General features: G+C 73.3%; 26 protein-coding genes. 9 read left to right on the top strand and 17 right to left on the bottom strand.

Features of this window, described 5'->3' with window-relative positions; translation table 11 throughout:
• The first annotated feature begins 84 nt into the window (after positions 1–84).
• Entirely contained in the window at positions 85–1,164 is a 1,080-nt protein-coding gene (locus ACIGXE_RS23950) for a LuxR C-terminal-related transcriptional regulator (RefSeq protein WP_399750621.1), read from the top strand.
• A gap of 79 nt (positions 1,165–1,243) precedes the next feature.
• Here ACIGXE_RS23950 and ACIGXE_RS23945 read toward each other — a convergent pair whose 3' ends face one another.
• From ACIGXE_RS23945 to asnB, 6 genes are all read right to left on the bottom strand, one after another.
• Positions 1,244–1,444, bottom strand: a complete 201-nt coding sequence (locus ACIGXE_RS23945) for a hypothetical protein (RefSeq protein ID WP_399750619.1) — start codon at positions 1,442–1,444, stop codon at positions 1,244–1,246.
• A 216-nt stretch (positions 1,445–1,660) separates the two neighbouring features.
• Positions 1,661–2,959 (bottom strand): D-inositol-3-phosphate glycosyltransferase, encoded by a 1,299-nt coding sequence (gene mshA / locus ACIGXE_RS23940; protein ID WP_399751065.1) that lies wholly within the window; start codon positions 2,957–2,959, stop codon positions 1,661–1,663.
• Positions 2,960–3,104: 145 nt separating this feature from the next.
• Positions 3,105–4,670 carry a class I tRNA ligase family protein gene (locus tag ACIGXE_RS23935; RefSeq protein WP_399750617.1) on the bottom strand — a complete coding sequence of 522 codons (1,566 nt, stop codon included), beginning with the start codon at positions 4,668–4,670 and terminating at the stop codon, positions 3,105–3,107.
• A 15-nt stretch (positions 4,671–4,685) separates the two neighbouring features.
• Positions 4,686–5,432 (bottom strand): SDR family oxidoreductase, encoded by a 747-nt coding sequence (locus tag ACIGXE_RS23930; protein WP_399750615.1) that lies wholly within the window; start codon positions 5,430–5,432, stop codon positions 4,686–4,688.
• Positions 5,433–5,560: 128 nt separating this feature from the next.
• Complete coding sequence (locus ACIGXE_RS23925; RefSeq protein WP_399750612.1) at positions 5,561–6,781, bottom strand: hypothetical protein; 1,221 nt, start codon at positions 6,779–6,781, stop codon at positions 5,561–5,563.
• Positions 6,771–8,576, bottom strand: coding sequence for an asparagine synthase (glutamine-hydrolyzing) (asnB, locus tag ACIGXE_RS23920; RefSeq protein WP_399750610.1), 1,806 nt, complete (start codon positions 8,574–8,576; stop codon positions 6,771–6,773). The genes ACIGXE_RS23925 and asnB overlap by 11 nt, the downstream gene beginning before the upstream one ends.
• Positions 8,577–8,839: 263 nt before the next feature.
• On the opposite strand from asnB, the gene ACIGXE_RS23915 reads away from it, so the two are divergent.
• A complete protein-coding gene (locus tag ACIGXE_RS23915; RefSeq protein WP_399750609.1) occupies positions 8,840–9,580 on the top strand; it encodes a PIG-L deacetylase family protein in 741 nt (246 codons plus the stop codon).
• Between the two features lie 162 nt (positions 9,581–9,742).
• Here ACIGXE_RS23915 and ACIGXE_RS23910 read toward each other — a convergent pair whose 3' ends face one another.
• The 3 genes from ACIGXE_RS23910 to ACIGXE_RS23900 all read right to left on the bottom strand — a co-directional run bounded on the left by ACIGXE_RS23910 (position 9,743) and on the right by ACIGXE_RS23900 (position 11,239).
• Positions 9,743–10,351 (bottom strand): SMI1/KNR4 family protein, encoded by a 609-nt coding sequence (locus tag ACIGXE_RS23910; RefSeq protein ID WP_399750606.1) that lies wholly within the window; start codon positions 10,349–10,351, stop codon positions 9,743–9,745.
• Between the two features lie 31 nt (positions 10,352–10,382).
• Positions 10,383–10,700, bottom strand: a complete 318-nt coding sequence (locus ACIGXE_RS23905) for a DMT family transporter (RefSeq protein ID WP_399750605.1) — start codon at positions 10,698–10,700, stop codon at positions 10,383–10,385.
• A gap of 86 nt (positions 10,701–10,786) precedes the next feature.
• On the bottom strand, positions 10,787–11,239 hold the full coding sequence (locus ACIGXE_RS23900) for a DMT family transporter (RefSeq protein WP_399750603.1): 453 nt from the start codon (positions 11,237–11,239) through the stop codon (positions 10,787–10,789).
• 132 nt (positions 11,240–11,371) lie between these two features.
• On the opposite strand from ACIGXE_RS23900, the gene ACIGXE_RS23895 reads away from it, so the two are divergent.
• The 4 genes from ACIGXE_RS23895 to ACIGXE_RS23880 all read left to right on the top strand — a co-directional run bounded on the left by ACIGXE_RS23895 (position 11,372) and on the right by ACIGXE_RS23880 (position 14,529).
• The gene (locus ACIGXE_RS23895; RefSeq protein ID WP_399750601.1) at positions 11,372–11,827 is read left to right on the top strand and encodes a MarR family winged helix-turn-helix transcriptional regulator; all 456 of its coding nucleotides are present in this window, start codon (positions 11,372–11,374) and stop codon (positions 11,825–11,827) included.
• 174 nt (positions 11,828–12,001) lie between these two features.
• Positions 12,002–12,502: a thiol peroxidase gene (gene tpx / locus ACIGXE_RS23890; RefSeq protein ID WP_399750599.1), complete on the top strand. Its 501-nt coding sequence runs from the start codon at positions 12,002–12,004 to the stop codon at positions 12,500–12,502.
• Between the two features lie 80 nt (positions 12,503–12,582).
• Positions 12,583–12,840: a hypothetical protein gene (locus ACIGXE_RS23885; protein WP_399750597.1), complete on the top strand. Its 258-nt coding sequence runs from the start codon at positions 12,583–12,585 to the stop codon at positions 12,838–12,840.
• Positions 12,841–13,140: 300 nt separating this feature from the next.
• Positions 13,141–14,529, top strand: coding sequence for an FAD-binding oxidoreductase (locus tag ACIGXE_RS23880; protein ID WP_399750595.1), 1,389 nt, complete (start codon positions 13,141–13,143; stop codon positions 14,527–14,529).
• A gap of 153 nt (positions 14,530–14,682) precedes the next feature.
• Here the strand turns inward: ACIGXE_RS23880 and ACIGXE_RS23875 are convergent, their stop codons facing one another.
• Together ACIGXE_RS23875 and ACIGXE_RS23870 are read right to left on the bottom strand one after the other, a co-directional pair.
• Positions 14,683–16,023, bottom strand: coding sequence for a carotenoid oxygenase family protein (locus ACIGXE_RS23875; RefSeq protein ID WP_399750593.1), 1,341 nt, complete (start codon positions 16,021–16,023; stop codon positions 14,683–14,685).
• Positions 16,020–16,574: a hypothetical protein gene (locus tag ACIGXE_RS23870; RefSeq protein ID WP_399750591.1), complete on the bottom strand. Its 555-nt coding sequence runs from the start codon at positions 16,572–16,574 to the stop codon at positions 16,020–16,022. The genes ACIGXE_RS23875 and ACIGXE_RS23870 overlap by 4 nt, the downstream gene beginning before the upstream one ends.
• Before the next feature lie 129 nt (positions 16,575–16,703).
• On the opposite strand from ACIGXE_RS23870, the gene ACIGXE_RS23865 reads away from it, so the two are divergent.
• The 3 genes from ACIGXE_RS23865 to ACIGXE_RS23855 all read left to right on the top strand — a co-directional run bounded on the left by ACIGXE_RS23865 (position 16,704) and on the right by ACIGXE_RS23855 (position 18,000).
• Complete coding sequence (locus tag ACIGXE_RS23865) at positions 16,704–17,216, top strand: PadR family transcriptional regulator (protein ID WP_399750589.1); 513 nt, start codon at positions 16,704–16,706, stop codon at positions 17,214–17,216.
• A gap of 164 nt (positions 17,217–17,380) precedes the next feature.
• Positions 17,381–17,599 carry a type II toxin-antitoxin system VapB family antitoxin gene (locus tag ACIGXE_RS23860; protein ID WP_399750587.1) on the top strand — a complete coding sequence of 73 codons (219 nt, stop codon included), beginning with the start codon at positions 17,381–17,383 and terminating at the stop codon, positions 17,597–17,599.
• Positions 17,596–18,000, top strand: coding sequence for a PIN domain-containing protein (locus ACIGXE_RS23855; RefSeq protein ID WP_399750585.1), 405 nt, complete (start codon positions 17,596–17,598; stop codon positions 17,998–18,000). Before ACIGXE_RS23860 ends, ACIGXE_RS23855 begins: the two co-directional genes overlap by 4 nt.
• 4 nt (positions 18,001–18,004) lie before the next feature.
• On the opposite strand, the gene ACIGXE_RS23850 is transcribed toward ACIGXE_RS23855, so the two are convergent.
• The 6 genes from ACIGXE_RS23850 to ACIGXE_RS23825 form a co-directional block, all read right to left on the bottom strand.
• Positions 18,005–18,631, bottom strand: a complete 627-nt coding sequence (locus ACIGXE_RS23850; RefSeq protein ID WP_399750583.1) for a LysE family translocator — start codon at positions 18,629–18,631, stop codon at positions 18,005–18,007.
• Positions 18,628–18,921: a DUF2087 domain-containing protein gene (locus ACIGXE_RS23845; RefSeq protein ID WP_399750581.1), complete on the bottom strand. Its 294-nt coding sequence runs from the start codon at positions 18,919–18,921 to the stop codon at positions 18,628–18,630. The genes ACIGXE_RS23850 and ACIGXE_RS23845 overlap by 4 nt, the downstream gene beginning before the upstream one ends.
• 83 nt (positions 18,922–19,004) lie before the next feature.
• Positions 19,005–19,283 carry an antibiotic biosynthesis monooxygenase gene (locus ACIGXE_RS23840; protein ID WP_399750579.1) on the bottom strand — a complete coding sequence of 93 codons (279 nt, stop codon included), beginning with the start codon at positions 19,281–19,283 and terminating at the stop codon, positions 19,005–19,007.
• Positions 19,284–19,509: 226 nt separating this feature from the next.
• The gene (locus tag ACIGXE_RS23835) at positions 19,510–23,280 is read right to left on the bottom strand and encodes an amino acid adenylation domain-containing protein (RefSeq protein WP_399750577.1); all 3,771 of its coding nucleotides are present in this window, start codon (positions 23,278–23,280) and stop codon (positions 19,510–19,512) included.
• 61 nt (positions 23,281–23,341) lie between these two features.
• A complete protein-coding gene (locus ACIGXE_RS23830; RefSeq protein ID WP_399750575.1) occupies positions 23,342–24,007 on the bottom strand; it encodes a maleylpyruvate isomerase family mycothiol-dependent enzyme in 666 nt (221 codons plus the stop codon).
• Positions 24,007–24,269, bottom strand: a 263-nt coding sequence (locus ACIGXE_RS23825) for an adenosylhomocysteinase (protein WP_399750573.1), incomplete at its 5' end; no start/stop codon positions are given. The genes ACIGXE_RS23825 and ACIGXE_RS23830, both read right to left, overlap by 1 nt.

The following is a 24,269-nucleotide window of genomic DNA, read 5'->3' as shown; positions in this document are numbered from 1 at the left end:
CACGCATGCGCGAGGTGGCCCGGACCCGACGCACGACCTGGTGACCTGCGACGACCTTGACCACGAAGAGAAGGGGAACCTCGCGTGATCACGACGGGTGGCGTCATGGGGGACGGCAGGGCGGACGACCGGACGAAGGGGCCGGCGGACAGCCGGCTCGTGCCGCTCTACCAGGAGCTGCGCCGGCGGGGAGTGTCCAACTACTCGGAGGTGGCGGCCTCGTTAGGGCTCGCGCCCGAGGAGTACGAGCGATGTCGGGCCGAACTGATCGCGCTGGGTCTGATCGTGCCCACCACCAGCACCCACGCGCCGCCGCGTGACCTGCGGGGCACCGAGTGGCGGCCGGACGCGGACGCGGTGGCCTCGGTCGACCCCGAGATCGCGCTGCTGCGCGTCCTGGACCGGGAGCGGGAGCGGCTGCGCGAACACCTGGCGGAGGCGGACCAGGCGTACAGCACCCTGGAGACGCTGGCGTCCACCGTCCTGCGCCCCGGGGCACTGGCCCGGGCCGAGATCACGGTCGAGGCGATCACCGACTACCGGCGCATCCAGCAGGCCCTGGAGGACATCGTCGACGTCACCCAGCGGACCTCCTGCTCCATGTATCCCACCGGGCCCGCCCGGCAGGCCCCCGAGCGGATCTTCGAGCGCGACCGCCGCAAGCTCGACCAGGGCGTGCGGGTGCGTGCCATCTACCGCAGCTGGGACGCCGCCCGGCCGGAGGCGGCGGAGGTGCTGCACCGCCGGGCCGAACTGGGGGTGGAGGTCCGGGTCGCGCCCGAACTCCCGATGACGATGGTCATCGTCGACGAGCAGTACGCGCTGGTGCCGCTGCGGCCGGAGGCGCCGGGCGAGGGCGCGATCCTGGCCGGCGGGCCGCTGCTGGTGCGCTCGTTCCTGAGCCTGTACGAGCACTGCTGGCACACGGCCACGCCGTTCGGCGACGACCTGGCGCCCGAGCGGGGCGGGGACGGCCTGTCGGAGCAGCAGCGGAACGCCCTGCGGATGCTCGCCGCCGGCATGAAGGACGAGAAGATCGCCCGGAACATCGGGGTCTCGCTGCGCACCGTGAGCCGGATCATCTCGGAACTCATGCAGGAATTGGGGGCGTCCAGCCGATTCGAGGCCGGAGTGCGTGCGGTGCGCCTGGGGTGGCTCGACTGAGGAAAGCAGGAATTCCCCGCGATCGTGGCAGGCCGGTCGCGGGGAATTCCTGTGCCGTGGTACGCCGTTGTGGTCGGCGTCAGTTGACGGGCGGCGCGGTGGTGGGGGCCGGGTAGGGCCAGTCGTCGGTGGCGCCGGCCCGCTGCTGCTGCTCCCCGGCGGGGGCGGTGTCGGGGGCGGCGGCCACGGCGGCCCCGCCCGCGACGGCCAGACAGGCCGCGAGGGCGACGGCGAACCGGCCGACGGTCCTGCGAATTCCGGAGTTCTGCTCAGCGGACATGATTCCTCCAGGAGTTGGAATATCAATTCCGTCTTCCGGGGCCCGTGCCGCCGGGCGTTCCCTGAAGACATCTCCATTCTGTCGGCGCCTCCGAGGCGATTCCAGGGATTGTCGATGCGTGGACTCGCCATGGCGTGAGTGCGTCAATGCGCCGCCGATTCAACGGAATTACCGAATCCGGAGCGCGCCTAACCTTTGGTCGGACCAAAAGAGATGCTAGACTCGTGCTACGGCCTTCTCGTTCCTCCAGGAGAGAGAGGCCGCCGGGGCAGGGGCGTGCCGCCGCCCTTGCCCCACCCGCGGCACCGTCCGCTCCAGGGACGCCAGCGCGTCCTCGTAGACGTCGACCGTCCGCGCGGCGGAGACCCGCCAGCTCATCCCCCGGGCGTGCCGGACCGCCGCCTCCCCCATGGACACCCGCGCCTCCGGATGCCGGGCCAGCCACAGCAGCCGGCGCGCGTACTCCACCGGGTCATGGCCCGGTACGAGCAGCCCCGACACCCCGTCCCACACCGCCGTCGGCAGCCCGCCCACCGCCGCCGCGAGCACCGGCGTCCCGCAGGCCTGCGCCTCCAGGGCCACCAGCCCGAAGGACTCCGAGCGCGAGGGCACCACCAGCACGTCCGCCGCCCGGTACCAGTCCGCCAGCCGCTCCTGCGGCACCGGCGGGCAGGCCCGCAGCACGTCGTCGACCCCCAGCTCCGCCGCGAGCCGCCCGACGACCCCCTCCCGGCTCGCCCCCGAATGCCCGCCCACCACCGGCACGAGCAGCCGGCCGCGCAGGTCCGGCGCCATCCGCAGCAGCTCGGCCACCGCCCGCACCAGGACGTCCGGCCCCTTCAACGGCTGGATGCGCCCCGCGTACAGCGGCACGAACGCGTCGGCCGGCAGCCCGAGCCGGGCCCGGGCCGCCGCCCGCCCGTCCCCCGTGCCGAAGGTCCGCAGATCCACCCCGGGCCGCACCACCTCGGTGCGCGCCGCGTCCGCCCCGTACAGCGAACGCAGCGCCTCCGCCTCGTCGGCGGTGTTGGCGATCAGCCGGTCGGCGTCCCCGGCCACCTGGTGCTCGCCGCGGATCCGCAGCTCCGGCTCGGGGGTGTCGCCCTCGGCGAGGTGGGCGTTCTTCACCAGGGCCAGGGTGTGCGCGGTGTGCACCAGCGGTATCCCCCAGCCGAAGGAGGCGATCCGGCCGGCCTGGCCGGACAGCCAGTAGTGCGAGTGCACCAGGCCGTAGCGCCGGTCCTCCTTGAGCAGGGCCAGCGAGAACGGCACCACCAGGTCCGGCATGGCCTCCTTGGGCAGCGCCCGGCGCGGGCCCGCGGCCAGGTGCCGGACCCGGACGCCGGGCTCCAGGTCGACGAGACCGGGCAGGCCCTCGCCGCGACAGCGGGTGAACAGGTCGACCTCGACGCCCTGTTCGGCCAGGGCGCGGGACAGCTCGACCATGTAGACGTTCATCCCGCCGGCGTCCCCGGTTCCGGGCTGGTGGAGCGGGGAGGTGTGGACGCTGAGCATGGCGACGCGCAGGGACACGGGGGGCTCCTGTGGGGCGGGCCACGTGTCCCCGCGCGTCGCGCGCACGGTCACGCGGCAGGGGATGAGGTGAGGAAGTACGCGACTTCTTAGCGGCTTAGAAGAGAGCGGCTCGGGAGGGAACGGCTCAGAATCCGAACACCGGGCCGGAGGGCGGCGCGAGCCGCGTCCCCGGCAGCGGGGCGATCAGGGCGGACCAGTCCACCGGCCGGCCGGGCTGCACCTGAAGCGCCGCCGCGAGCCGGTCGGCGCCCTCCGGCATGGCCGGCCGCGACCAGGCCGACAGCGCGGACGCCACCGCCAACTGGGCCGCCAACGCGGGCAGATGACGGCAGGACGTGGTGGGCCTGCAGCGCTCGTGGGCGTTGACGTAGCCGAAGTCGGCGACCGACCGGACCATCTCGTCCAGCACGGCGACCGCCCGGCGGGGGTCGAAGGCGTCGGGGCCGTACGCCTCGCGCAGGTCGTCCACGCCCCGGTGCAGCCGGCGCTCCAGGATCTCCCAGCCGGTGCCGCCCGGCAGCGCCTGGGGGGCGACCCCGTCGCACTCCTCGCGGACGGCCGCGAAGAGCCGGCCGAGCCAGCTGTTCCAGTTCTCGTCGAGCTCCAGCCGGGCGGCGGCCAGCCGGTCCCGCTGGAAGACCGTCCGGCGGCCGGTCGGCCGGGCCTGCAGGACATGGCGGCGCAGGGTGTCGGAGCCGTACTCGGTGAGCAGGTCGAGCGCCCACACGTTGCCCTCGCGGACGCCCTCCTCCACCACGTACGACTCGTTGACGTTGAACTCCTGCGGCAGCTTGATGTCCTGCGCGAGGAGCAGCACCGGCAGCAGCACCGCGTGGCAGAAGGCGTGCCCGAAACCGCAGAAGTGGATCGTGCGCCGGGGCAGCGGGCCGTTGGTGTCGTAGCCGAACAGGTGCATCGCGGCGGCCTCGAAGCAGCCGTCGATCCGGTGCTCCGGGAAGCCCTCGACCGGCACCGGCAGGCCCCAGTCGGCGGGATGCCCGACGGCGATGTCCGGCAGCCCGTCCTCCACCAGCGACTCGCACAGCGCCGCGAGCCGCGGCGGCAGACCGGCGGCCGCCCAGTAGTCGGCCAGCGTGTCGCGGAACGGCTCCAGCGGCACGTACAGCCGGCGGCAGCGCCGGGCGAGCGCGGGCGTGTCGCACAGCGAGCACCGCGGCTGGACGAGATCGCCGCCGTCGTTGGGCCGCGCGCACTCGTGGCACATGCCGCCGTCGCTCGACGCACCGCAGTGCGGGCAGGTTCCGGTGACGTGCGCCCCGTACAGCCAGCGCTCGCACGGCTCGCAGTACGGCAGGAGGCGGGTGCGCGGGGCGATCACACCCTGCGCGTAGAGGCGGCTGAAGAGGTCCTGCACCCAGCGCCCGTACCCGCGGTCTCTGCGCGGCTTGACGATGTGGTCGAACTCGACTCCCGAGCGCAGCCAGTCCGCGGTGATCGCCGCGCGGTAGCCCTCGGCGACCTCCTCCGGCTTGCGGCCCAGACGCCGCGCCCGTACCTCGACGGAGCTGGCGTGGTCGGCGGTGCCGGTGGTGAACCGGACGGGTTCGCCCTCGGCGCGCAGGTAGCGGGTCAGCACGTCGGCGGCCACGTACGGTCCCGCGAGGTGACCGATGTGCAGTTCGCCGTGGGTGGCCGGAGGAGTCGCGGTGATCCAGACGGGGGTGCTCATGAGACCTCCTGAGCGTCAGCGAGGTTCGAAGTGGAAGGAGCGGATGAAGCAGTCACGGGGCTGTTCGACGGCGTAGACGATGCATTCGAAGAGCGCCTGGGTGGTGAGCTTCTCGTCGGGGGCTATTCCGTCGGGGTTCGAGCCGTCCCATTCCGCGAACCGCGGGTCGGAGGTCGAGAAGTCCGGCGGGAACAGGGAGAACACCCGCACGCCGGAGGGCCGCAGCCGGCGGGACAGGATGTCGGCGAATCCGGCCTGGGCGCTCTTCGCCGCCCAGAAGGCCTCGTGCGCGGCGGAGGCGGTCGCCGCGGAGGCGCCCTCCGCGTCGCGCACCGCGACCATGTTGACGATGTCGGGGCGCAGCGAGCCGCGGAGCAGCGGCAGGAAGTGCTTCACCATGAGGACGGTGCCGCCGGCCGTCGACTCGATCGTCTCGACGATCTGGGCGTCGCTCGCCGCCTCCAGGTCCATGCCGTCCAGCCAGCGGGCGCCGTTGTTGACCAGCAGGTCGACCCGGTCGGTGCGTTCGCCGACCCGGGCGGCGAACTCCCGGATCTCGGCCGGCCGGCTCAGGTCGCAGCCGAAGGCGTGGATCCGGTCCCGGGCCGAGCCCATGACCTCGGCGCGGGTCCGCTCGGCGGCCTCGACGGTCCGGGCCGACACGTAGACCTCGGCCCCGAGGTGCGCGAATCCGACGGCGAGCGCGCGGCCGAAGTAGCGGGACGCCCCGGTCACGACGACACGCAGATTCTCGAATTTCATCTGTGTCTGCTCTCCCCACGGATACGCACGGATACGGCCCTGATTCGGGTGCCGGGAAGCCGGGTTGGCGGTCGTGGTTCAGCGTGGCAGAGGAAAGCGGCGGACAGCCCGGCCCGCGGGCTGCGCGTTCACGCCGTTGCGTGGACACGCCACGGCAGCCGCAGCCGGTCCACCAGGTGGGCGCGCTTGTCGTGAACCCGCACCCGGTCCGGCCCGGTGGACACCACGACGGTCCCGCCGGGCGTGCGGATCCTGCCGACCGGCCCGGGCACGACGGTCCCCCCGACCGCCCCGGCGGCGGCGAACGCGGCGGCGCCGGTGAGCGCGAGCCGCGGGTGCCAGCCGCCGACGGTGAGGGCGCGCACGAACAGCCCGTCGGCGGCGGGCGCGAAGGCGGCGATCTTGGGGAGCGGCGAGTGCGGCGGATACCCGAGAAGCACGGCGGCGCGGGCCCGGAGCCGCAGGAGCCGCGCTTCGAGACCTTCGAGCCCGGCGCCGGCCGGGGCATCGGGGAGGCGGGGGACGCCGGTGGTGCCTGGGAGGCCGGGGAAGCCGGTGGTGCCCGGGAGGCCGGGGAGGCCGGCGAAGCCAGGGGCATCGGGGAGGCCGGGGAGGCCGGGGAAGCCAGGGGCATCGGGGAGGCCGGGGAGGCTGGGGAAGCCAGGGGCATCGGGGAGGCCGGGGAGGCTGGGGAAGCCAGGGGCATCGGCGTGGCCGGGGAGGGGAAGGTGGCGGACGTCGACGAGGACGTACGGGTTCCCGTACCGCACCAGCGAGACGGGCACGCCGTCGAGGACGTCGACGGGCCGGCCGGTGGGGAGGGTGCCGGGGCCGGTGGGGGCGCGCAGGAAGTCCAGGTCGTACGCGCCGGAGTCCCGGGGCCGGCACAGGACGGTGTCGCCGGTCGTCAGGGCGCGAACGGCGACGGGCCCGGCCCGCCCCTCGGCGACGACGCAGGCGAGGAGGGAGTGCCCGCAGCCGGTACGGAAGTCGAACCGGCCGTCGGGCAGGGCCTGGACGAAGCGGTAGTCGAGGCCGGCGCCGGCGGGCCGCCCCGAAGGCCCGTACACGGCGATCTTGTTGAGGTCCCGGTACGGGGTCCGGGCGAGCGCCTGGCGCAGGTGCGCCAGCTCCCCGGCCGACGCCAGGGCGCCGGGCGGCAGGCGGTCGAGCCGCACGACGAGCGTCGGGCCGGGCGCGTCCTCGGCCCGTACGACGGCGGCGTCGACGCCGTGGGGCGGGGCATCGGTCCCGTGGGGCGGGGCGTCGGCCCCGTGGAGCGGGGCGCCGGTCGGCGGCGCGTCGGCCGTGAGGAGCGGGGCGCCGGTCGTCCCCGGCTCAGGCCGCACAACCCACCGGGATCCGCATCCCCTGGACGACCTCCGTCCACAGCTCGTGGACGGCGAGCGCCCAGAGCGCCAGGGCGATGTGCTGGTTGGGGCGCTCCAGGTGGCGGGCCAGGAGCTTGTTGACCCGGTCCGCGCGGATCTTGCCGCCGAGGACGAGGCGCGCCGGGGAGAGGAGTTCGCGGACGGTGTCGAGCAGCGGGCCGCCGGGGGCGATCATCGCGGCGACCGGCAGCGTGAAGGGCTGCTTGGGCCGGTTGAGCACGGTGGCGGGCAGCAGCTCGGCGCCCGCGTCGTAGAGCGCCCGCTTGCCGTGCCGCGCCGCCACGGGCAGCGCCCGCGCGTGGGCGACGACGGACGGCTGGCAGAAGGGCAGCCGGGCCTCGACGGCCCAGGCCATGGACAGGTGGTCGACGCGCCGCAGGTGGTAGGCGGGCAGCCGCCAGCGGGTCTCGAAGGCGCTCGTCGCGGTGGCCCGGTCGACGCCGGCCGCCTCGGCCGAGCGCAGCTCCTGCTCGATGCGGTCGGCGGCGGAGCCCCGGTCCGCGACGAACGCGGCGTACGAGGAGGTGTACAGGTGCTCGCGGAGCAGCCGGGGGGCGGCGGAGAGCGCGTCGGCGTAGGCGCTCGCCCAGTCGGCGCCGGGCGGCGCGGCGAGGGCGGCGCGCATCCGGTCGTAGCCGCCGAAGAGTTCGTCGGCGCCGTCGCCGGCGAGGGCGACGGTGAAGCCGTTCTCGCGGACGGCGCGGAACAGGGCGTACGTGGACAGGGCGATCGGGTCGGCGTTGGGCTGGCCGAGGTGCCGCACGGTCCGGGTGAGCAGCGAGGGGATCTCGACGGGGTCGACGACCACCTCGTGGTGCACGGTCCGGGCCCGGCGGGCGACGGAACGGGCGTACGCGGCCTCGGAGTCGGGCCACTTGCCCCGGTAGGTGAGGTGGAAGGTGTGCAGCGGCGGGGCGTCCGTCTCCCTCGCGTGCTCGGCCGCGAGCGCGGTGACGAGCCCGGAGTCGAGGCCGCCGCTGGTGACGGCGCAGACGGGGGCGTCGGCGGTGGCGAGTCGCCGCACCTCGTGCCGCAGCACGTCCTGGGTGTCGCCGTGCGGCCGCGCGTCGTGCGGGGCGCGCCGCCGGACGACGGGCGCCGCGCCGGGCCGGACGAGCGCGGTGGCGCCGGGCGGGAGGACGCCGACGCCGTCGAGGGCGGTGTGGGCGGAGTACGAGGTACGGGTGGCGAGCACGGTGTCGAGGGAGTCCTCGCGCGGGGAGATCCGCACCCCTTCGAAGGCGAGCAGGGCGGGGATCTCGGAGGCGAACCGGGTGGACCCGTCGGCCGGGTCGTGGTGGAAGTGGATCGGCTTCATGCCCATGTCGTCGACGGCGAGGACGAGTCGGACGCTGCCGGGGCGCAGGTCGAGGACGGCGACGGCGAACATGCCGTCGAGGTGCTCGGCGAAGCCGGCCCCGTACTCGGCGTAGAGCGCGGGCAGCAGGGTGCCGTCGCAGCGGTCGGGGAAGCGGTGGCCGCGCGCGGCGAGCCGGCGGCGGAGCTCGGCGTGGTTGTAGATCTCGCCGTTGAGGACGGCGAGGATCCCGGGGAGGTGGGGCAGCCGGTACGGCTGGCGCCCGCCGCAGGGGTCGGTGACGGCGAGCCGGTCGCAGCCGAGCGACCAGCCGGGGCCGCTGAGCACCTGGTGCTCGTCGGGGCCGCCGTGCCGCTGCCGGGCCGAGACGGCCGCGAGCTCGGCCGGGTCGGGACGGTCCGCGCGCGCGGCGAAGGAGCCGAGGATCCTGCACATGCCGGTCGCCTCCGGGTCTCGTAAGCAGTCGCTGTCCACGTGTCGCAAGCCGAGCGGGCCGAGTGGGCCGGCCGGGCCGGGGCTCGCCGGCCGGGCCTGGCCGACCGGGCCTGGCCGACCGGGCCGTGCCAAGCCGGGTCAATCTTCACGGTCAACCCAATGATTTGAATGTACCAACTTTTTGAATGGCGCGTAAGTGCCATGTCCGGTTCACGCCACGGGTTGGCCTTGCGACGCCCCCGCCCGGCCAACAGGCTGGCCCCATGGAGGACTTCGCACCCGACCTGACGGTCCGTTCGGCACCCGAGTCCCTGCTGGTGGTGGCGGCGCATCCGGACGACATCGAGTTCTGTGTGAGCGGCACGGTCATGCAGTGGATCGAGCGCGGCACCCGCGTCACGTACTGCATCGTCACCGACGGCGGCGCCGGCGGTTACGACGAGGCGCTCCCCCGCCAGGCGATGGCGGACCTGCGCCGTGCCGAACAGGTCCACTCGGCCAAGCTCAGCGGCGTCGCCGACGTGCGCTTCCTCGGCTACCCCGACAGCTTCGTCGAGGCCTCCGTCGAGCTGCGCCGCGACCTGTGCCGGATCATCCGCCAGGTCCGGCCGCAGCGGGCCATCATCCCCTCCCCCGAGATCAACTGGGCCCGCGTCGCCGACCTCCACCCGGACCACCGGGCCGTCGGCGACGCCTGCCTGCGCGCGATCTACCCCGAGGCCCGCAACCCCTTCGCCCACCCCGAACTCCTCAAGGACGAGGGCCTGGAGCCCTGGATCGTCCACGAGCTGTGGCTGATGACCGGCCCCACCCCGAACCAGTACGTGGACGTGACCCCGGTCTTCGACCGCAAGGTCGAGGCCCTGCGCATCCACACCTCGCAGACCGCCCACTTCGACGACCTGGCGGGCCTGCTGCGCGAGTGGCTGGGCGAACACGCCACGGCGGGTGGCCTGCCGCCGGGCCGGATGGCGGAGGCGTTCCAGATCGTGCACATCGACTGAGCGGGCACCACCGGTCCGACCTCGTAAGGCGCTACCGGTCACGGGACGAGATCGCCGGGCGGAATGCGACCAGCAGAACATCTGCATCGTCGTGGTGGCCCCGAACCGACCCCGAACCGCCCCGGGCGGGACCGTCTTCCGCGCCCGCCCGGCCCGGGCTCCTCACCAGGGGACCATGTTCATGCCCTGGCCGACCCAGTCCGCGAAGGACACGGGTCGGCCGCCCAGTCTCAAGGGGAGGATGCGGTCACAGGTGGCCCGGCCGTCGAACCACATCTCGCCGCGGTGCGGCCCCGTGACCACGAGCAGGGTGCCGAATCCGCAGCCGCCCTCCCTGATGTGGACGGCGCCGGCCGTCTTCCACTCCTGCAGGACCCCGCACTCGGCGTCCCAGGCCTCCCACGCCTCCGCGTCCTCCCGCGGCGGCTCGCGCTCGTCCAGTTCGTCCTCGTACGCGCGATACGTGTCGGGGTGCGGGAACGGCTCGGTGAGCAGGTCGTAGTTGGTGTCGGCGTCGCCGTACCAGCACCAGCCCCGCGGGCTCCGCCACAGTGGGCGGAACGCGTTGCCGCCGTCGCCGTGCCGCAGGAGATGCTCGCGGTACTCGGCCGGGAAGGTGATCCCGAGGTCGCTCTCCGCCTCGCGCACGTCCGCCTCCGTCAGCCGCCGCGCCAGTGGGTTGCCGTACCGCCGCACGGCCTCCGGGTCGAGGACCTCGTGGCGGTGGCCGCCCATCAGGCGCCGGTACTCCGACGTCCAGCCGATCTCCATGCGGCGAGGGTAGTCACGTGGCCCGGCGCCCTCAGACCGAGGTCAGGCGCAGGATGACCGCGCCGCCGATGATGGACGCGAAGGAGAGCAGGCGGGCGAGGGTGATCCGCTCCTTGAAGAGGAGCGCGCCGAAGGCGACGGTGCCGACGCCGCCGATGCCGGTCCAGAGGGTGTAGCCGACCGAGAGGTCCAGGTCGAGCAGGGCGCGGGACAGGGCGTAGATGCCGCCGGCGGCGGCGAGCAGGGTCAGGACGCTGGGCCACAGCCGGGTGAAGCCCTTGGTGGCGTTGGTGCCGAGCGCGAAGAGGATCTCGAAGACGATGGCGATGCCGAGGTACACCCAGGTCATGGGAAACAGCTCTCTCTGCGGGTAGGCGGGCAGGCGGGTAGGGAGGGTGCGCGGGCCGAGCGGACGGCGCCGGGGAAAGCCGGCGGTCAGGACGTGAGCCGGGGGCCGGTGGGCGTGGGGCGGGCTTCGGCGGCGGGGCCGGTGGCCGCCGGGGCGACGGCGGAGGCCCTGGCCTTCCGGTCGGCGGCGATCTTGTCGGTGATGCGCAGGCTGGTGCCGCCGCCGATGATCAGCACGAAGGCGATCACCTTCCAGACCGTCATCGGCTCGTCGTAGATCAGGGTGCCGAAGACGACGGTGCCCACGCCGCCGATGCCGGCCCAGACCGTGTATCCGACGCCGACGTCGAGGTACTTGAGGGCCTGCGACAGCGTGTAGATGCCGACGGCCGCGGCCACGGCGGTGAGCAGCGAGGGTCCGAGCCGGGTGAAGGCGTGGGTCGCCTCGGTGGACAGCGCGAAGGTGATCTCGAAGAGCGAGGAGAACAGCAGCCAGGCCCAGCCGATGTTCTGGTTCTGCTGTGTCGGGTCGGCAGACACTACGAGCTCCTTTGTTGTTTGTCCGTGCAAGCATCAGAAGGGCATGAAGAGCCGTGGAGCGCAGGGGTGGAGATGGCCAGGATCTTGCATGGTCATATAACCTGTTGTCAATCACCGCCAGAGGAGAGGCATATGACCGACGCCGCGACGACACCTCCCGCCGCCACCTCCGACCAGGCCGTCTGGGACCGCGTCCTCACCCTGCACACGCGCGTCGAGCGGGAGCTCGCCACCGCCCTGCAGCGCCGGCACGGCATCGGCCTCTCGGAGTACCGGGCGCTGGAGAACCTCGCCGCCGCCCCGCCCGGTGAGCTGCGGATGCAGGAGCTGGCCGACAGCATCGGGCTCGGGCAGTCGTCCGTCACGCGGCTCGTCGAGCGCCTCAAAGGTGCTGGTTACGCCTTCAAGGACCTGTGCCCGGAGGACAAGCGCGGGGTCTACGCGGTGATCACGGACGAGGGCCGCAGCCGCTACCTGGCCGCCCGCGCGACCTACGCGGAAGTCCTCTCCGGCGCGCTGAACTCCCACGGCGCCGACCCCGCCCTGGCCGCCACGGTGGCCGCGCTGCGCAGCGCCCGCCCCGCGTAGGCCCTGTCGTCGAACTCCCGCCTGCCCCGCGATCCGGGCAACGACGGGAGTCTGACGACAGGACCTGGTCAGCCGGACGCGGCCGCGTCCGGCCGGGGCGACGGAATACGATCGGGGCCGTCGGCGGCTGACTCAGCTGACGACAGCACGATCACCACTCGAAGGAGATTCCTCATGGCGCAGGTCGCGCTCAAGGGCAACCCCGTAACGGTCGACGGCAGCCTCCCCGCGCAGGGCAGCCAGGCCCCCGAGTTCACCCTGGTCGGCGAGGGTCTCGCGGACAAGTCGCTGAAGGACTTCGCGGGCCTGCGCAAGGTCCTCAACATCTTCCCGAGCGTCGACACCCCGACGTGCGCCTCCTCGGTGCGCGCCTTCAACGCGAAGGCCGCCGACCTGGAGAACACCGTCGTGCTGTGCATCTCGGCGGACCTGCCCTTCGCCCAGGCCCGCTTCTGCGGCGCGGAGGGCCTGGAGAACGTGCAGAACCTCTCCACCCTGCGCGGCCGTGACTTCCACACCGCCTACGGCGTCGCGATCGCCGACGGCCCGCTGGCCGGTCTGACCGCCCGCGCCGTCGTCGTCCTCGACGAGGACGACAAGGTCCTCCACACGGAGCTCGTCAACGAGATCTCCGAGGAGCCGAACTACGAGGCCGCGCTCGCCGCCCTGAAGTAGTCCCGCAGGCGCTCCGGCACCACCGAGGCCCGTCCGGCGGACACCCCGCCGGGCGGGCCTCCGCCACGTACGATCGGATCATGCGACGCAACAGCGGTTCCGGGTCGTTCCTCTCCCTGTGGTCCAAGGACTCGTTCCTGTCGATCGGGTCCGTCGGGTCCTTCATGTCCATCGGGTCCGTCGGCTCCGCGTTCTCGATCGGGTCCGTCGGCTCGTTCCTCAGCGTCGGGTCGCTGCTGTCGGCGCGGTCGTTGCTGGCCGTCATGGCGTGGCGGTCGACCGGGGCCGTCATGAGCTCCCGCAGTCGGCGACCGGGGTCACCGACAGCACGTCCGTGACCGGGATGTCGACGGTGCGGCCCTGCACGGCGCCCGCCGGGGCGTCGGGGGCCGCCGAGTGCGGCCAGGCGGTCCGGCCCACGAGGTAGCCGGCGAGGCACGCCGGCGGAGCCGGCCGCGGGCCGAGGCCCGCACCTCGAACGTACCGACCTCGCCGCCGTCGCCGTCGCTCACGGACGCGGGGATGCCGACGTCCCCGCCCGGGAGGCGGGGTGCCGCGCCGGGGAGCACACTGGTGGTGGGCCCGGGCGGGTCCTTAGCGCGGCCGTCTTCGACCGGGGGGATCACTGGAGGACGGTCATGGGCGGCACAGCTGTGGAGACGCTGCGCGAGCTGCTGCGCGGCGAGGTCCTCGGCCCCGAGGACACGGGATACGACGAGTCGCGGAAGATCTACAACGCGATGATCGACCGGCGGCCCGCGGTCATCGCGCGGTGCGCGGACTCGACGGACGTACGGGCGGCGGTGCGGTTCGCCCGGGACACCGGCATGGACCTGGCGGTGCGCGGCGGCGGGCACAGCGGCGGCGGTCTGTGCCTGGTCGACGGCTCGCTGATGATCGACCTGTCGGGCATGCGCTGGGTGCGGGTGGATCCCGCGGCCCGGACCGCCCTGGTGGGCGGCGGCAGCCAGCTCGGCGACCTGGACCACGAGGCGCACGGCCACGGGCTCGCCGTCCCCGCCGGCGTCATGTCGACGACCGGGGTGGGCGGGCTGACCCTGGGCGGCGGGCACGGGCATCTGACCCGCGCCTACGGACTGACCGTCGACAGCCTGCTCGCGGCCGACGTCGTCCTCGCGGACGGCTCGACGGTCACCGCCTCGGCGGACGAACACCCGGACCTCTTCTGGGCGTTGCGCGGCGGCGGCGGCAACTTCGGGGTGGTGACCTCGTTCCGGTTCGCCCTGCACCCGGTGGGCGACGTCGGGCTCGGCGTCACCCTGTGGGAGCCGGAGCACATCGGCGAGGTGCTGCGCTGGTACCGGGACTTCCTGCCCGCCGCGGCGGAGGACCTCAACGGCTTCTTCGCCATCCTGCGGGTCGCCCCCGGGCCGCCGTTCCCCGAGGAGATCCACGGCAGGCGGATGTGCGGCGTGGTGTGGTGCTCCACGGGCGCGACGGACGAGGAGAGCCTGGCGAAGACCTTCGCCCCGGTCGCCGAACCGGCCCGCCCCGCCTTCCACTTCGCGATGCCGGTGCCGTACCCGGCGATCCAGACGATGTTCGACGAGCTGATCCCGAAGGGGCTGCAGTGGTACTGGCGCGGCGACTTCTTCGACCGGATCACGGACGGCTCGATCGACGTCCACCGCGTCTTCCTGGAGAACATCCCGACCGCGCTGTCGACGATGCACCTGTATCCCGTGGACGGCGCGGCGCACCGCCTGGGCCCGATGGACACGGCGTGGGCCTACCGCGACGCGGTCTGGTCCGGAGTGATCGCCGGCATCAGCACGGAGGCGGCCGACGCGGAAAGGATCCGCACGTGGGCCGTGGACTACTGGGAGGCCCTGCACCCGCACTCGATGGGCGGCGGGTACGTCAACTTCCTCGGCGCGGACGAGGGCGGGGAACGCGTCCGGTCCACGTACCGCGGACACTACGACCGGCTGGCCGAGGTGAAGCGGACGTACGACCCGGACAACGTGTTCCACCACAACCAGAACGTCGTCCCGGCGGGAGGCTAGCGGCCGGCCCGCCCCGACCGCCGGCCGGACCGGCGGGGCCGACGGGGCCGACGGGGCCGACGGGGCCGACGTGACCGGCGAGGTACGGAGGCACCCGACGCACCGAGGCACCGACGCACCGACGCACCGACACGTCAGATCACCGAGGCACCCTCAGGCCGCGTCCGGCAGCCAGCTGCCGTGGAAGCCGTACGGGACCCGGGCCGGCAGGTGGACGAGGGCGACCGGATCGGCGGCGAGGTCGGCCGCGTCGAGCACGGCCAGGTCGCTGCGGCCGGTGGCGGCGTCGTGGACGTACGTCACCAGCCAGCCCGGCCCGCCGGCCGCCCCGTCGGCCGGGGCGAGCACCGCCTCGCCGGGCGTGCGGCCCGGCCCGAAGTCGTGGGCCGTCGCCGCCCCGGTCCGCAGGTCGTAGCGGACCAGTGAGTTCCCGCTGGTCACGTGCCCGAAGTCGGCCTGGAGGCCGGTCAGCCGGTCGTCGACCCGGGGGAACTCCCCCGGCCGGTCGTCGCACTGCTCCTCCCGGACGGTCCCGGTGGCCGGGTCGAGGGTCCACTTCCAGAGCACGGCCTCGCGGCCGCCGTCCACGGACCCGTCCTCGTGGCGCCGCCACAGCTCGGGGTAGCGCATGACGTGCACGACGACCGTCCCGTCCGGCGCGTCGTACGCGTTGAGGAGGTGGAAGACGTAGCAGGGGTCGACGTCGAACCAGCGGACCCTGCCGTGCGGGTCGTCGCGGCGCAGCAGCCCCAGGCGCGCCCCGTAGCCGTCGTCCCAGCGGTAGGGCATGCCGGCGCCGAGCAGGGCGGCGTCGAAGACCACCGGCAGGTCCATGAAGACCACGTACGCGGCGGTGAGGCCGAAGTCGTGCGCCATCGTCGGCCCGGGCACCTCGACGGGGCGGCTGACGGTCAGCTCGCCGGCGGCGTCGGCCCGGTGATAGGTGAGGTAGGGCGCGCTCACGATGCCGTAGCCGAAGAAGTGCAGCTCCCCGGTCACCGGGCAGGCCTTGGGGTGCGCGGACATCGCGGTGGTCAGCCGGCCGCCGAAGTCGTACGGGCCGACGGTGCCGAGGTCCGGGGCGAGTTCGTAGGGCAGGGCCGTCTCGACGAGGGCGAGCGTGCGGCCGGCGTGCCGGATCACGTGGGTGTTGGCCGGGCCCGCGGTGAGGTCGCGGCGGCCCTGCTCGTCGTACATGCGGGCGCCGTCGGTGAGGCGCGTGGTGCGCACCCAGCGGTTGCGGTAGGCGACGGCCCGGCCGCCCTCCAGGCGGACGCCGTGGACCATGCCGTCGCCGAAGAACCAGTGGCCGGAGGCGGCGTCGGCCGGGTTGGGGCCGTTGCGCAGGTACCAGCCGTTCAGGGTGTCCGGGATCCGCCCGGTGACGGGCAGGTCGTGCGCGGTCAGCTCTTCGGCGACCGGCGCGTAGTTGCCCGAGAGGTGGCGGGGGACGCTGCCGGCGGTGCCGCCGGGGGTGTGGGCGTCGGTGCTCATCGGGCGCCCGCCTTGGCCTGCATGGCGGCGACGTAGCGGGTGGTGAAGAGCATCGGGAGGACGAAGCCGGCGGCCTGGACGAGCGTGGCCGCGGTGGAGTGGCCCTGACCGGCGTGGGCGAGCAGCGCGAGGGCGGCGGCGGTCAGCGCGAAGGCCCCCGCCCACACGGAGCTGATGACGGTGTTGGCCCGGACGAAGGGCCGCAGCCCCCAGACCTCGCGGGGGGTGCCGCGCTTGGCGATGCCCAGGGTGAAGGGCTTGCGCAGGAGCAGCGAGACCCCGGCGACCAGGGCGAGGACGCCCGAGGAGAGGGCGGCCGAGTAGGCGTGCACGCCCGAGCCGGGGTCGGCGAAGGCGATGGCGGCCAGGACCGCGAAGAAGGCCGCCGAGCCGATCTCGATGATCAGCGCGTCGAAGCCGGCTCCCTCGCGGCGCTGCTGTGCGGTGATCGCCACCGCGACGACCAGCGCGGCCAGCGCGCCCCACTGCCACTGGGCGGACGGAATCACCGCGAAGACGATCCACGGCAGGAAGGTGCGCAGGTACGACATCGAAAGGCCCCCGGTCAGTGTCGGTCGGTCGGTCCGCCGGTCGTCCGCCGAACCACATTCCTGTTGTGACATGTCGAAAGTAGACCTTCCAGAAATGACATGTCAAGCATGGAAGGTAGAGTGAGGGTCATGAGCCTTCGACACGCCCTCCTCGGACTCCTGTCAGAGCGCCCGGCCAGCGGCTACGACCTGCTGAAGCGCTTCGAGACCTCCCTGGCCAACGTGTGGCCCGCCACCCAGAGCCAGATGTACACGGAGCTGTCCAAGCTGGCGGCGGCCGGACTGATCGGCGTATCGGCCGAGGGCCCCCGGGGCCGCAAGGAGTACGCGCTGACCGACGAAGGACTGGCCGAGCTGCGGCACTGGCTGACCGAGACCAAGCCGCAGCGCAACACCCGCAGCGACGTCCTGCTGCGGGTGTTCTTCCTGGGAGTCCTCACCCCCGAGCAGGCCCGGGGCTATCTGACCGAACTCGAGGACCTCTCCGAGCAGGAGTACGAGCACCTGCGCCACCTGGAGGCCTCGATCGACTGGGGCGACGACCGCCTGTCGGTGCACGGCCGGATCGCCCTGGAGTACGGCCTGCGCTTCAACGCGATGCGCCGGGAGTGGGCCCACTGGGCGGCCGGCCAGCTGCGCTGACCCCGGCGACCGCGTGCGCGACGAGAGGAAGGCCGGGACGGGGGACGGACCGGTCCGGGCCTTCACCCGAGCGGCGGTGGGGACGAGCCGGGAGCGAGGCGGCCGCTCCGGATATACTCGTGGCGGTCGGATATATCCCGCCCGCCAGCCCGCCGGAGGCCGCCATGTCCAAGACGCTGGTCGACATCGACGACGAGATGCTCGCCTTCGCGCAGCGCCAGCTCGGCACCAGGACGAAGCGCGACACCATCAACCGGGCGCTCACCATAGCGGCGGCGATCAGCGCGGATGACCGCGCCCGGGCGCTCCAGTGGCTCCAGGACAACGCCGAGGACTTCCTCGACTTCGACTTCCTGGAGGAGCAGGAGCGGTCCGGCCGATGAACTACCTCGCCGACACCTCGGCGGTATGGCGCATCCTCCGTCGGCAGGTCGGCACGCCCTGGCCGGAGCGGGTGGCTCGGGGGCAGGTCTCCCTCTGTCCTCCCGTGGAGGCCGAGCTGATGCCCGCTCTGCGCTCCGACCGTGACGTCGAGCCCTTCCTGACGATGCTGAGTCAGACCTTCGCCTGGGTTCCGGCCATGGACGATCCATGGCCGGAGATCATCGCGGTCCAGCGTGACCTGGTCCGGATCGGGCATCATCGCGGCCCGTCCCCCATGGACATCCTGATCGCGCTGACGGCGCGGCAGCACCGGATGACGCTGATCCACGTGGACGACGACTTCGACGCCGTCGCCAAGGTGCGGCCGGACGTCTCCCTGCTCCGGCTCGACACCCGCTGACCCCTCACCCCACCAGCCGCACCGCGAGGACCACGATCAGGGTGCTCGACGTCAGGGCCGTGGCCAGGCGGCCTCGGGGGCCCGTGAGGGTGCGGCCGAGGAGGGTGCCGCCGGTGGTCAGGAGGAGTTGCCAGCTGGCCGAGGCGGCGAGGGCGGCCAGCACGAAGGCGGTGCGTTCCGGGACCGAGGCGGGGGCGTCGGGGCCGGTGGCGAGGATCAGGGCGGCGAAGTAGATCACCGTCATGGGGTTGAGGATCGTGATGCCCAGGAAGGTCGCGTAGGCGCGGGCCGGGGTCAGGGTCGTCGCGCCGTCGTCGCGGGAGGCGAGGGCCCCGGCGCGGTAGGCGCGGACGGCCGTGAGGCCGGAGCGGGCGGCGAGGACCAGCAGGACCACCGCGGAGGCCCAGCGCAGGGGGGTCGTCACCGGAGTGAGGAGCGGGACGAGGGCCGAGCCCCCCGCGACCGCGAGGAGGGCGTAGACGCCGTCCGCAGTGGCGACGCCGAGGGCTGCGCCGGCGCCCGTGCGCCAGCCGGTCCGGGCCGTGACGGCCACCAGGTAGGCGCCGACCGCGCCCACGGGGATCGCGATGCCGTAGCCGGCCAGCAGGCCGGCCACCGCCGCGGCGATCACGCGACGGCGGGGGTCGCTCCTGCGGGGACGCCGGGCTGTCGCCGGTAGGCCGAGCCGTCCTTCGTACGGGCCAGCTGGCCGCCGATCACGAGGTAGCGGCGCAGGGCCGGGAAGTCCTCGTGGACGGTCTTCAGGGCCTCGTTGACCTCGCGCTCGCTGTAGACGCGGGCCGGCTCGAACAGGGTGGCGGCGAGGTGGTCGAGGAGGGCGGCCCGGCGGGCGGGCCGGCGTGGGATCGCCTTGAGGCGCCCGTCAGCGCTGAACAGATCGGGGGTGCGGTCGGCAGTCATGCCGTGCAGCGTCCCGCCGGGGCCCGTCCGCCCGCAACGCAATTACGGCACGGGCGACCGGCCGGCCACTACGGGACGCCCGATCACGGCACGACGACGTTCGACAGCGGGGAGATCTTCGGCACGACCGGCGGCATACCGGCCTCCTGGAAGATCGGCACCGCCAGCCGCAGAAAGGCCTGGAAGGCCTCCTCCGACTCCCAGAAGTCGATCACCCGCCAGCCGCCGGTGCCGTCGGGACCCGCGGAGTGGGCGATGAAGCCCGGCGGCGGGAACCAGGACGCGGAGGTGATCCGGTCGTTGGTGCGCTCGTACATCTCCTGGGTGCCGCCGGGGATCTCGACGGTGACGACGACGGCCATGCTGCTGCTCCCGTACGTGCGTGGGCGAGGGTCCCGACCAGGACACCAGCCGGGCCCCCGCCCCGCACCACCACGGCGGCCGAACGAACGAACGACCTTCCCGCCCCGGCCGCCGGTCCCGGGCGGTCCCGGGCCCGCCGGTGCCGACCGGTCCGGGCCGACCGGTCCCGGGCGGGCGGTTCCCGGCGGGCGGTCCCGGGCGGGCGGTCCCCGGCGGGCGGTTCCGTTACCGGCCCAGCCGGTAACGGATCTTCTTCACGAGCTCCTTCAGGTCGGGCGACCGCAGCAGGCTGTAGTGGTCGGCGTCGAGTTCCACGACCGTCGGCGGGCGCGTCGACCAGCCGCTCGTGCCCTCCAGGAAGGAGTAGTCGTCGCCCCGCGCCTTGAAGATCGTGACCGGGCAGGACACCTGACGCTCGGTCAACTCCTGGAACGTGTAGGTGAAGTCGAAGGTCTTCTCGACGATCGCGATGATCCGGGCGACCAGCTCCGGATCGAGCGCCGGGAACCGCTCCGTGACGAACGCCGCGAAGCTCTCGGCGTCCGTCGCCGGGACGTCCGCGAGCGCGCCCGCGAAGACCGAGTACAGGATCTGGGTGAAGCCGGGGTTCGCGTACGAGGCGCCGCCGGCCGCCGACTCGGCCCGCACCTTCGGCGACCCCGGCGCGATCAGGAACAGGTGCTCGACCTGCTCCCCCGCCGCCTCCAGGAGGTGCGCGGACTCGAAGGCGACCCGGGCGCCGAAGGAGTAGCCCCACAGGGTGTACGGACCGGCGGGCTGGCGCCTGCGGAGGGCGGCGACGTCGGCGGCGGCCATCTCGCGGATGGTGTCGTACGGGGTCTCGCCGCGGTTGATGCCGTGCGCCTGCACCCCGTAGAACGGGCGGTCGATGCCCACCTCCTCCGCCAGGAAGCGCAGGTTCATCGTGTAGCCGCCGAGGCCCGGCCAGCAGTAGACCGGCGACCGGTCGCCGTCCGCGTGCAGCCGGACCAGCCGGGAGGCGGGGGTCGCGGCGGCACCGTCGAGGCGGTGGGCGAGCTTCTCGACGGTGGGGCACTCGAAGAGGATCTGGAGGGGCAGCGAGATCCCGTCCTCCCCGGCGAACTCACGGTTGATCCTGGTGATGAGCGCGACCGCGATCAGCGAGTTGCCGCCCGACTCGAAGAAGTCGTCCTGGACGGAGACCGCCTCGACCTCCTCGTACTTGAGCGCCGCCGCCCAGATCTCCGCGAGCCGCGCCTCCGTGCGGGTACGCGGCCGGACGTGCGGACGTCCGTGGAGGCCGGCGTTGACGACGGCGAGCTCGGCGAGCGCCTTGGTGTCGACCTTGCCGTTGGCGGACAGCGGCAGCCGGTCCAGGACCACCACCCGGTTGGGGATCATGTAGTCCGGCAGGTGGTGGACGAGGTCGTCGCGGATCATCTCCGCGGGACCCTTCATGTGGACGGTGTCCTCGTACATGCCCTCGCTGAGCCGCTGCTCCTCGCTCACCCGGCCGCCGACGAAGAAGTACGAGGGCCCGCCCGGCCGGCCGGCCGCCGCCAGGACCTCGTCCATGCGGCGGGCGGCGGGCAGCGGGTTGCCGGACGCCGAGCTGTAGCCGGAGGACATGAAGCCGAGGCCGTGCTCGCCGAGTTGGAGCCGCTGCAGGGCGCGGCCGAGGTCGATGTACGAGCGCCAGGCCGCCTTCGGGCGGGCGACGACGGTGACGCCGAACGAGGCCCGGTCGTACACCGCCTGGTTGATCGCGATGACGTGCTTCTTCTCCACCCGGCCGTCGGCCACCCGGGTCAGCCCGCCGTTCTCGTACGCGTACTGGCCCGCCTCCAGGTCCGCGATCCGCCCGGGATGCGCCTGCACGTACAGGTCCACGTCGGGACCGGTCACCGACTCCTCGTCGTACGGAGCGAGGGCGAAGACGGCCAGCTCCGCCGCGTGCTCGGGACCGCCGCCGCGCACCGGGCGGATGTCCAGGCCCAGCGGCGGCAGGATCTCCTCGAAGAGGCCCACCATGTGGCCGGTCTCGATCTCCAGGACCTCGCGGATGTTGTTCTTGTAGATCGGCTCGATCGCCGCCCACTTGCCCCGGAAGGCGAAGCGGACCAGCGGATCGCCGTCCGCCGAACCGGCCTCCGTCAGGTGCAGCTGGTGGTGCACCGGGTGGTAGTAGTACGTGCCCGGCTCCAGGCCCGCGACGCCGCGCACCTCCACGTACAGCTGGGTCGCGTACAGCGCCCCCGGCGAGGCGTAGCCGTACTTCGGGAGCAGCCGCTCCTCGCTCCGGAACTGCCCGAACCAGCGCAGGATCTCGCCGAGGTCGGCGGCGGTCAGCGTGCCGATCGCGCGGGAGCCGATGCCCTCGGGACGGCGGGCGAGCGCGGTGAGCACGTCGGCCCTGGTCACCGGCCCGCCCTCGTAGAAGCGGTAGGTCTTGCGGGCGAAGACGGTGCGGCGCATCCGCTCGGTGGGGGTGCGGCCCGGCAGCTCGACGACCGGGCGTCCGGCCAGCTCGGCGGCGTCGACGGTGCCCGCGTCGGACAGCTGCGCCTTGACCTGGAGCTTGGACTCCTTGGACTGGTGGTGGGCGCCGTGATTGCCCTGGTCCATCAGGGCGGCTTCCTTCGGGGAGAGCTCGACGCAGGCGACCAGGTTCTGGAAGCCGGTGCGGGGCTCGTTCCTGACGATGACGGCGGCGTTCCTGACCCAGTCGTGGTTCTCGATGGCGAGCGCGATCTCGTCGAGCTCGACGCGGAAGCCGCGCAGCTTGATCTGGTTGTCGGCGCGGCCCGCGAACTGCACCGTGCCGTCCTCGTCGAACGTCGCGAGATCGCCGGTGCGGTAGAGCCGCTCGCCGTCCTCGCCCGTGACGAACTTCTCGGCCGTGAGCTCCTGCCGGTCCAGGTACCCCCGCGCCACCTGGATCCCGCCGATGCACAGCTCGCCGTCGCGTATGTGGAACGTCGTCCCGTACGCCGGTCTGCCGATGGGTATCGCGGCCGGCCCCTCGGCGACCGTGGCCCGGTCGACGACGTGCGAGGACGCGTTGATCGTGCACTCGGTGGGCCCGTACAGGTTGATCAGCTCGGCGTCCGGCAGCTCGGCGAGCAGCTGGACGGCGAGGTGGCGGGAGAGGATCTCGCCGCCCGAGTAGACCCTGCGCAGGCTCGTGCAGCTGCCCAGGCGCTCGGAGTCGACGAGGGCCTGCAGGAGGGTCGGCACGCACTGCAGCATGGTCGCGCCGTGCCGCCGCACGGTGTCGATCAGTCCCTCCGGATCGCGATAGACCCCGGGCGGGCCCATGGCGACCCGGGCGCCGACGGCCGGGGCGAGGATCTCCCACTGGGCGGCGTCGAAGCTCATCGGGGTCTTCTGCACGACCACGGCGTCCGGCCCGAGGTGATGCTCCGCGCCCATCCAGCGCATCTGGGCGACGATCGAGCGGTGCTCGACCATGACGCCCTTGGGACGGCCGGTGGAGCCGGAGGTGTAGATCACGTACGCGAGCTGCCCCGGCTCCGGCGCCGCGCCCGCCTCCGCTCCCGGCCCGGCCGCCGCCTCCGCGCCCCCCACGGTCCGTTCCTCGCCGGCGGTGCGCCAGGCGTGCTGGACGGCGTCCTTCAGGGTCACGACGGTGGTGCCGGGCGGGGCGAGCTCGGTGACGCGCTCGCGGAAGCGCTCCTGGGTGAAGACGATCCGGGCGCCGCTGTCCTCGATCATGTAGCGCAGACGCTCCTCGGGGTACTCCGGGGAGAGCGGCACGTAGGCGCCGCCGGACAGCACCACACCCCAGGTGCCGATCATCAGCTCCAGCGAGGGTTCGACATGGACGCCGACGCGCTGGTCGGCGACGACGCCGAGGACACGGAGGTAGCCGGCGAGGACGGCGGCGCCTTCGTGGAGCTCGCGGAACGTGAGGACGTCGTCCTCGAAGACGACCGCGGGGTCGTCGGGCCGCGCCTCGGCTTGGGCACGGAGGAGCCGGTCGAGCGTGGGCATAGGGGTCCTCTGGGTGGATGAAAGGGGAGGGCCCCGGTCCCGGGACCGGGGCCCGCCGCCCTCAGCGGTAGATGAGCAGTTCCTGTTCTGTCGCACCCGTCAGTTCGTAGCGGGTGCGGACCAGCGGGCGGCCCGCGTAGATGCGTATCAGGGTGGCGGCGTCGCCGCGGAAACGGGCCGGGGGCCGGCCCTCGATCTCGTTGCCGAGGTCGACCTCGGCGGCCCGGTCCGCCAGGACGCCGACCAGGCGCGGGGTCTCCCGCCTGCGGCTGGTGACGGAGAGCAGCGGAAGCGCCAGGTCGAGGGCGTCACCGCAGTACGCGCCGGGCTCGCCGATGGCCTCCCGTACGTCCCCGGCGTGCACCCACTCGCCGAGCGCGACCGCGTCGAGCCGGCCGTCCTCGTGCGCGGCGATGACCGGCCCCGCCTCCGTGAAGCCGCGCTCCAGCTCGTCCAGGATCCGGTCGAGCGGCCAGTCCGCGCGCTCGGCCACGTCGCAGGCGTTGGACTCGGGCAGGAACACGCCCTCCTCCAGCCGCCCCTCGACGATCCGCACGAGCGCCGCGCCGCAGTGGGCGATCACCTGCCGGACCGTCCAGCCGGGGCACGCGGTGCGGAGCTCGTACGCCTCCTCGGGCGTACGCCGCAGCAGCGGCATCAGCAGGTCCCGCTCCGTCCTGAGGAGCCGGTCCGGCAGCCAGGGGTCACGAACGTCGTCGGTACACATCAGTAGCGGTAGTGGTCGGGCTTGTAGGGGCCGTCGACGGGGACGCCGATGTAGTCGGCCTGTTCGGGGCGGAGGGTGGTGAGTTTGACGCCGAGGGCGTCGAGGTGGAGGCGGGCGACCTTCTCGTCGAGGTGCTTGGGGAGCACGTAGACGTCGGTCGGGTACTGCTCGGGCTTGGTGAAGAGTTCGATCTGGGCGAGGGTCTGGTCGGCGAAGGAGTTGGACATGACGAAGGAGGGGTGGCCGGTGGCGTTGCCGAGGT

The organism is Streptomyces sp. NPDC053431 (assembly GCF_044544925.1).
Taxonomy (GTDB): domain Bacteria; phylum Actinomycetota; class Actinomycetes; order Streptomycetales; family Streptomycetaceae; genus Streptomyces.
Note: the sequence above shows the minus strand (reverse complement) of the source record. Positions and strands in the feature narration are given on the sequence as shown.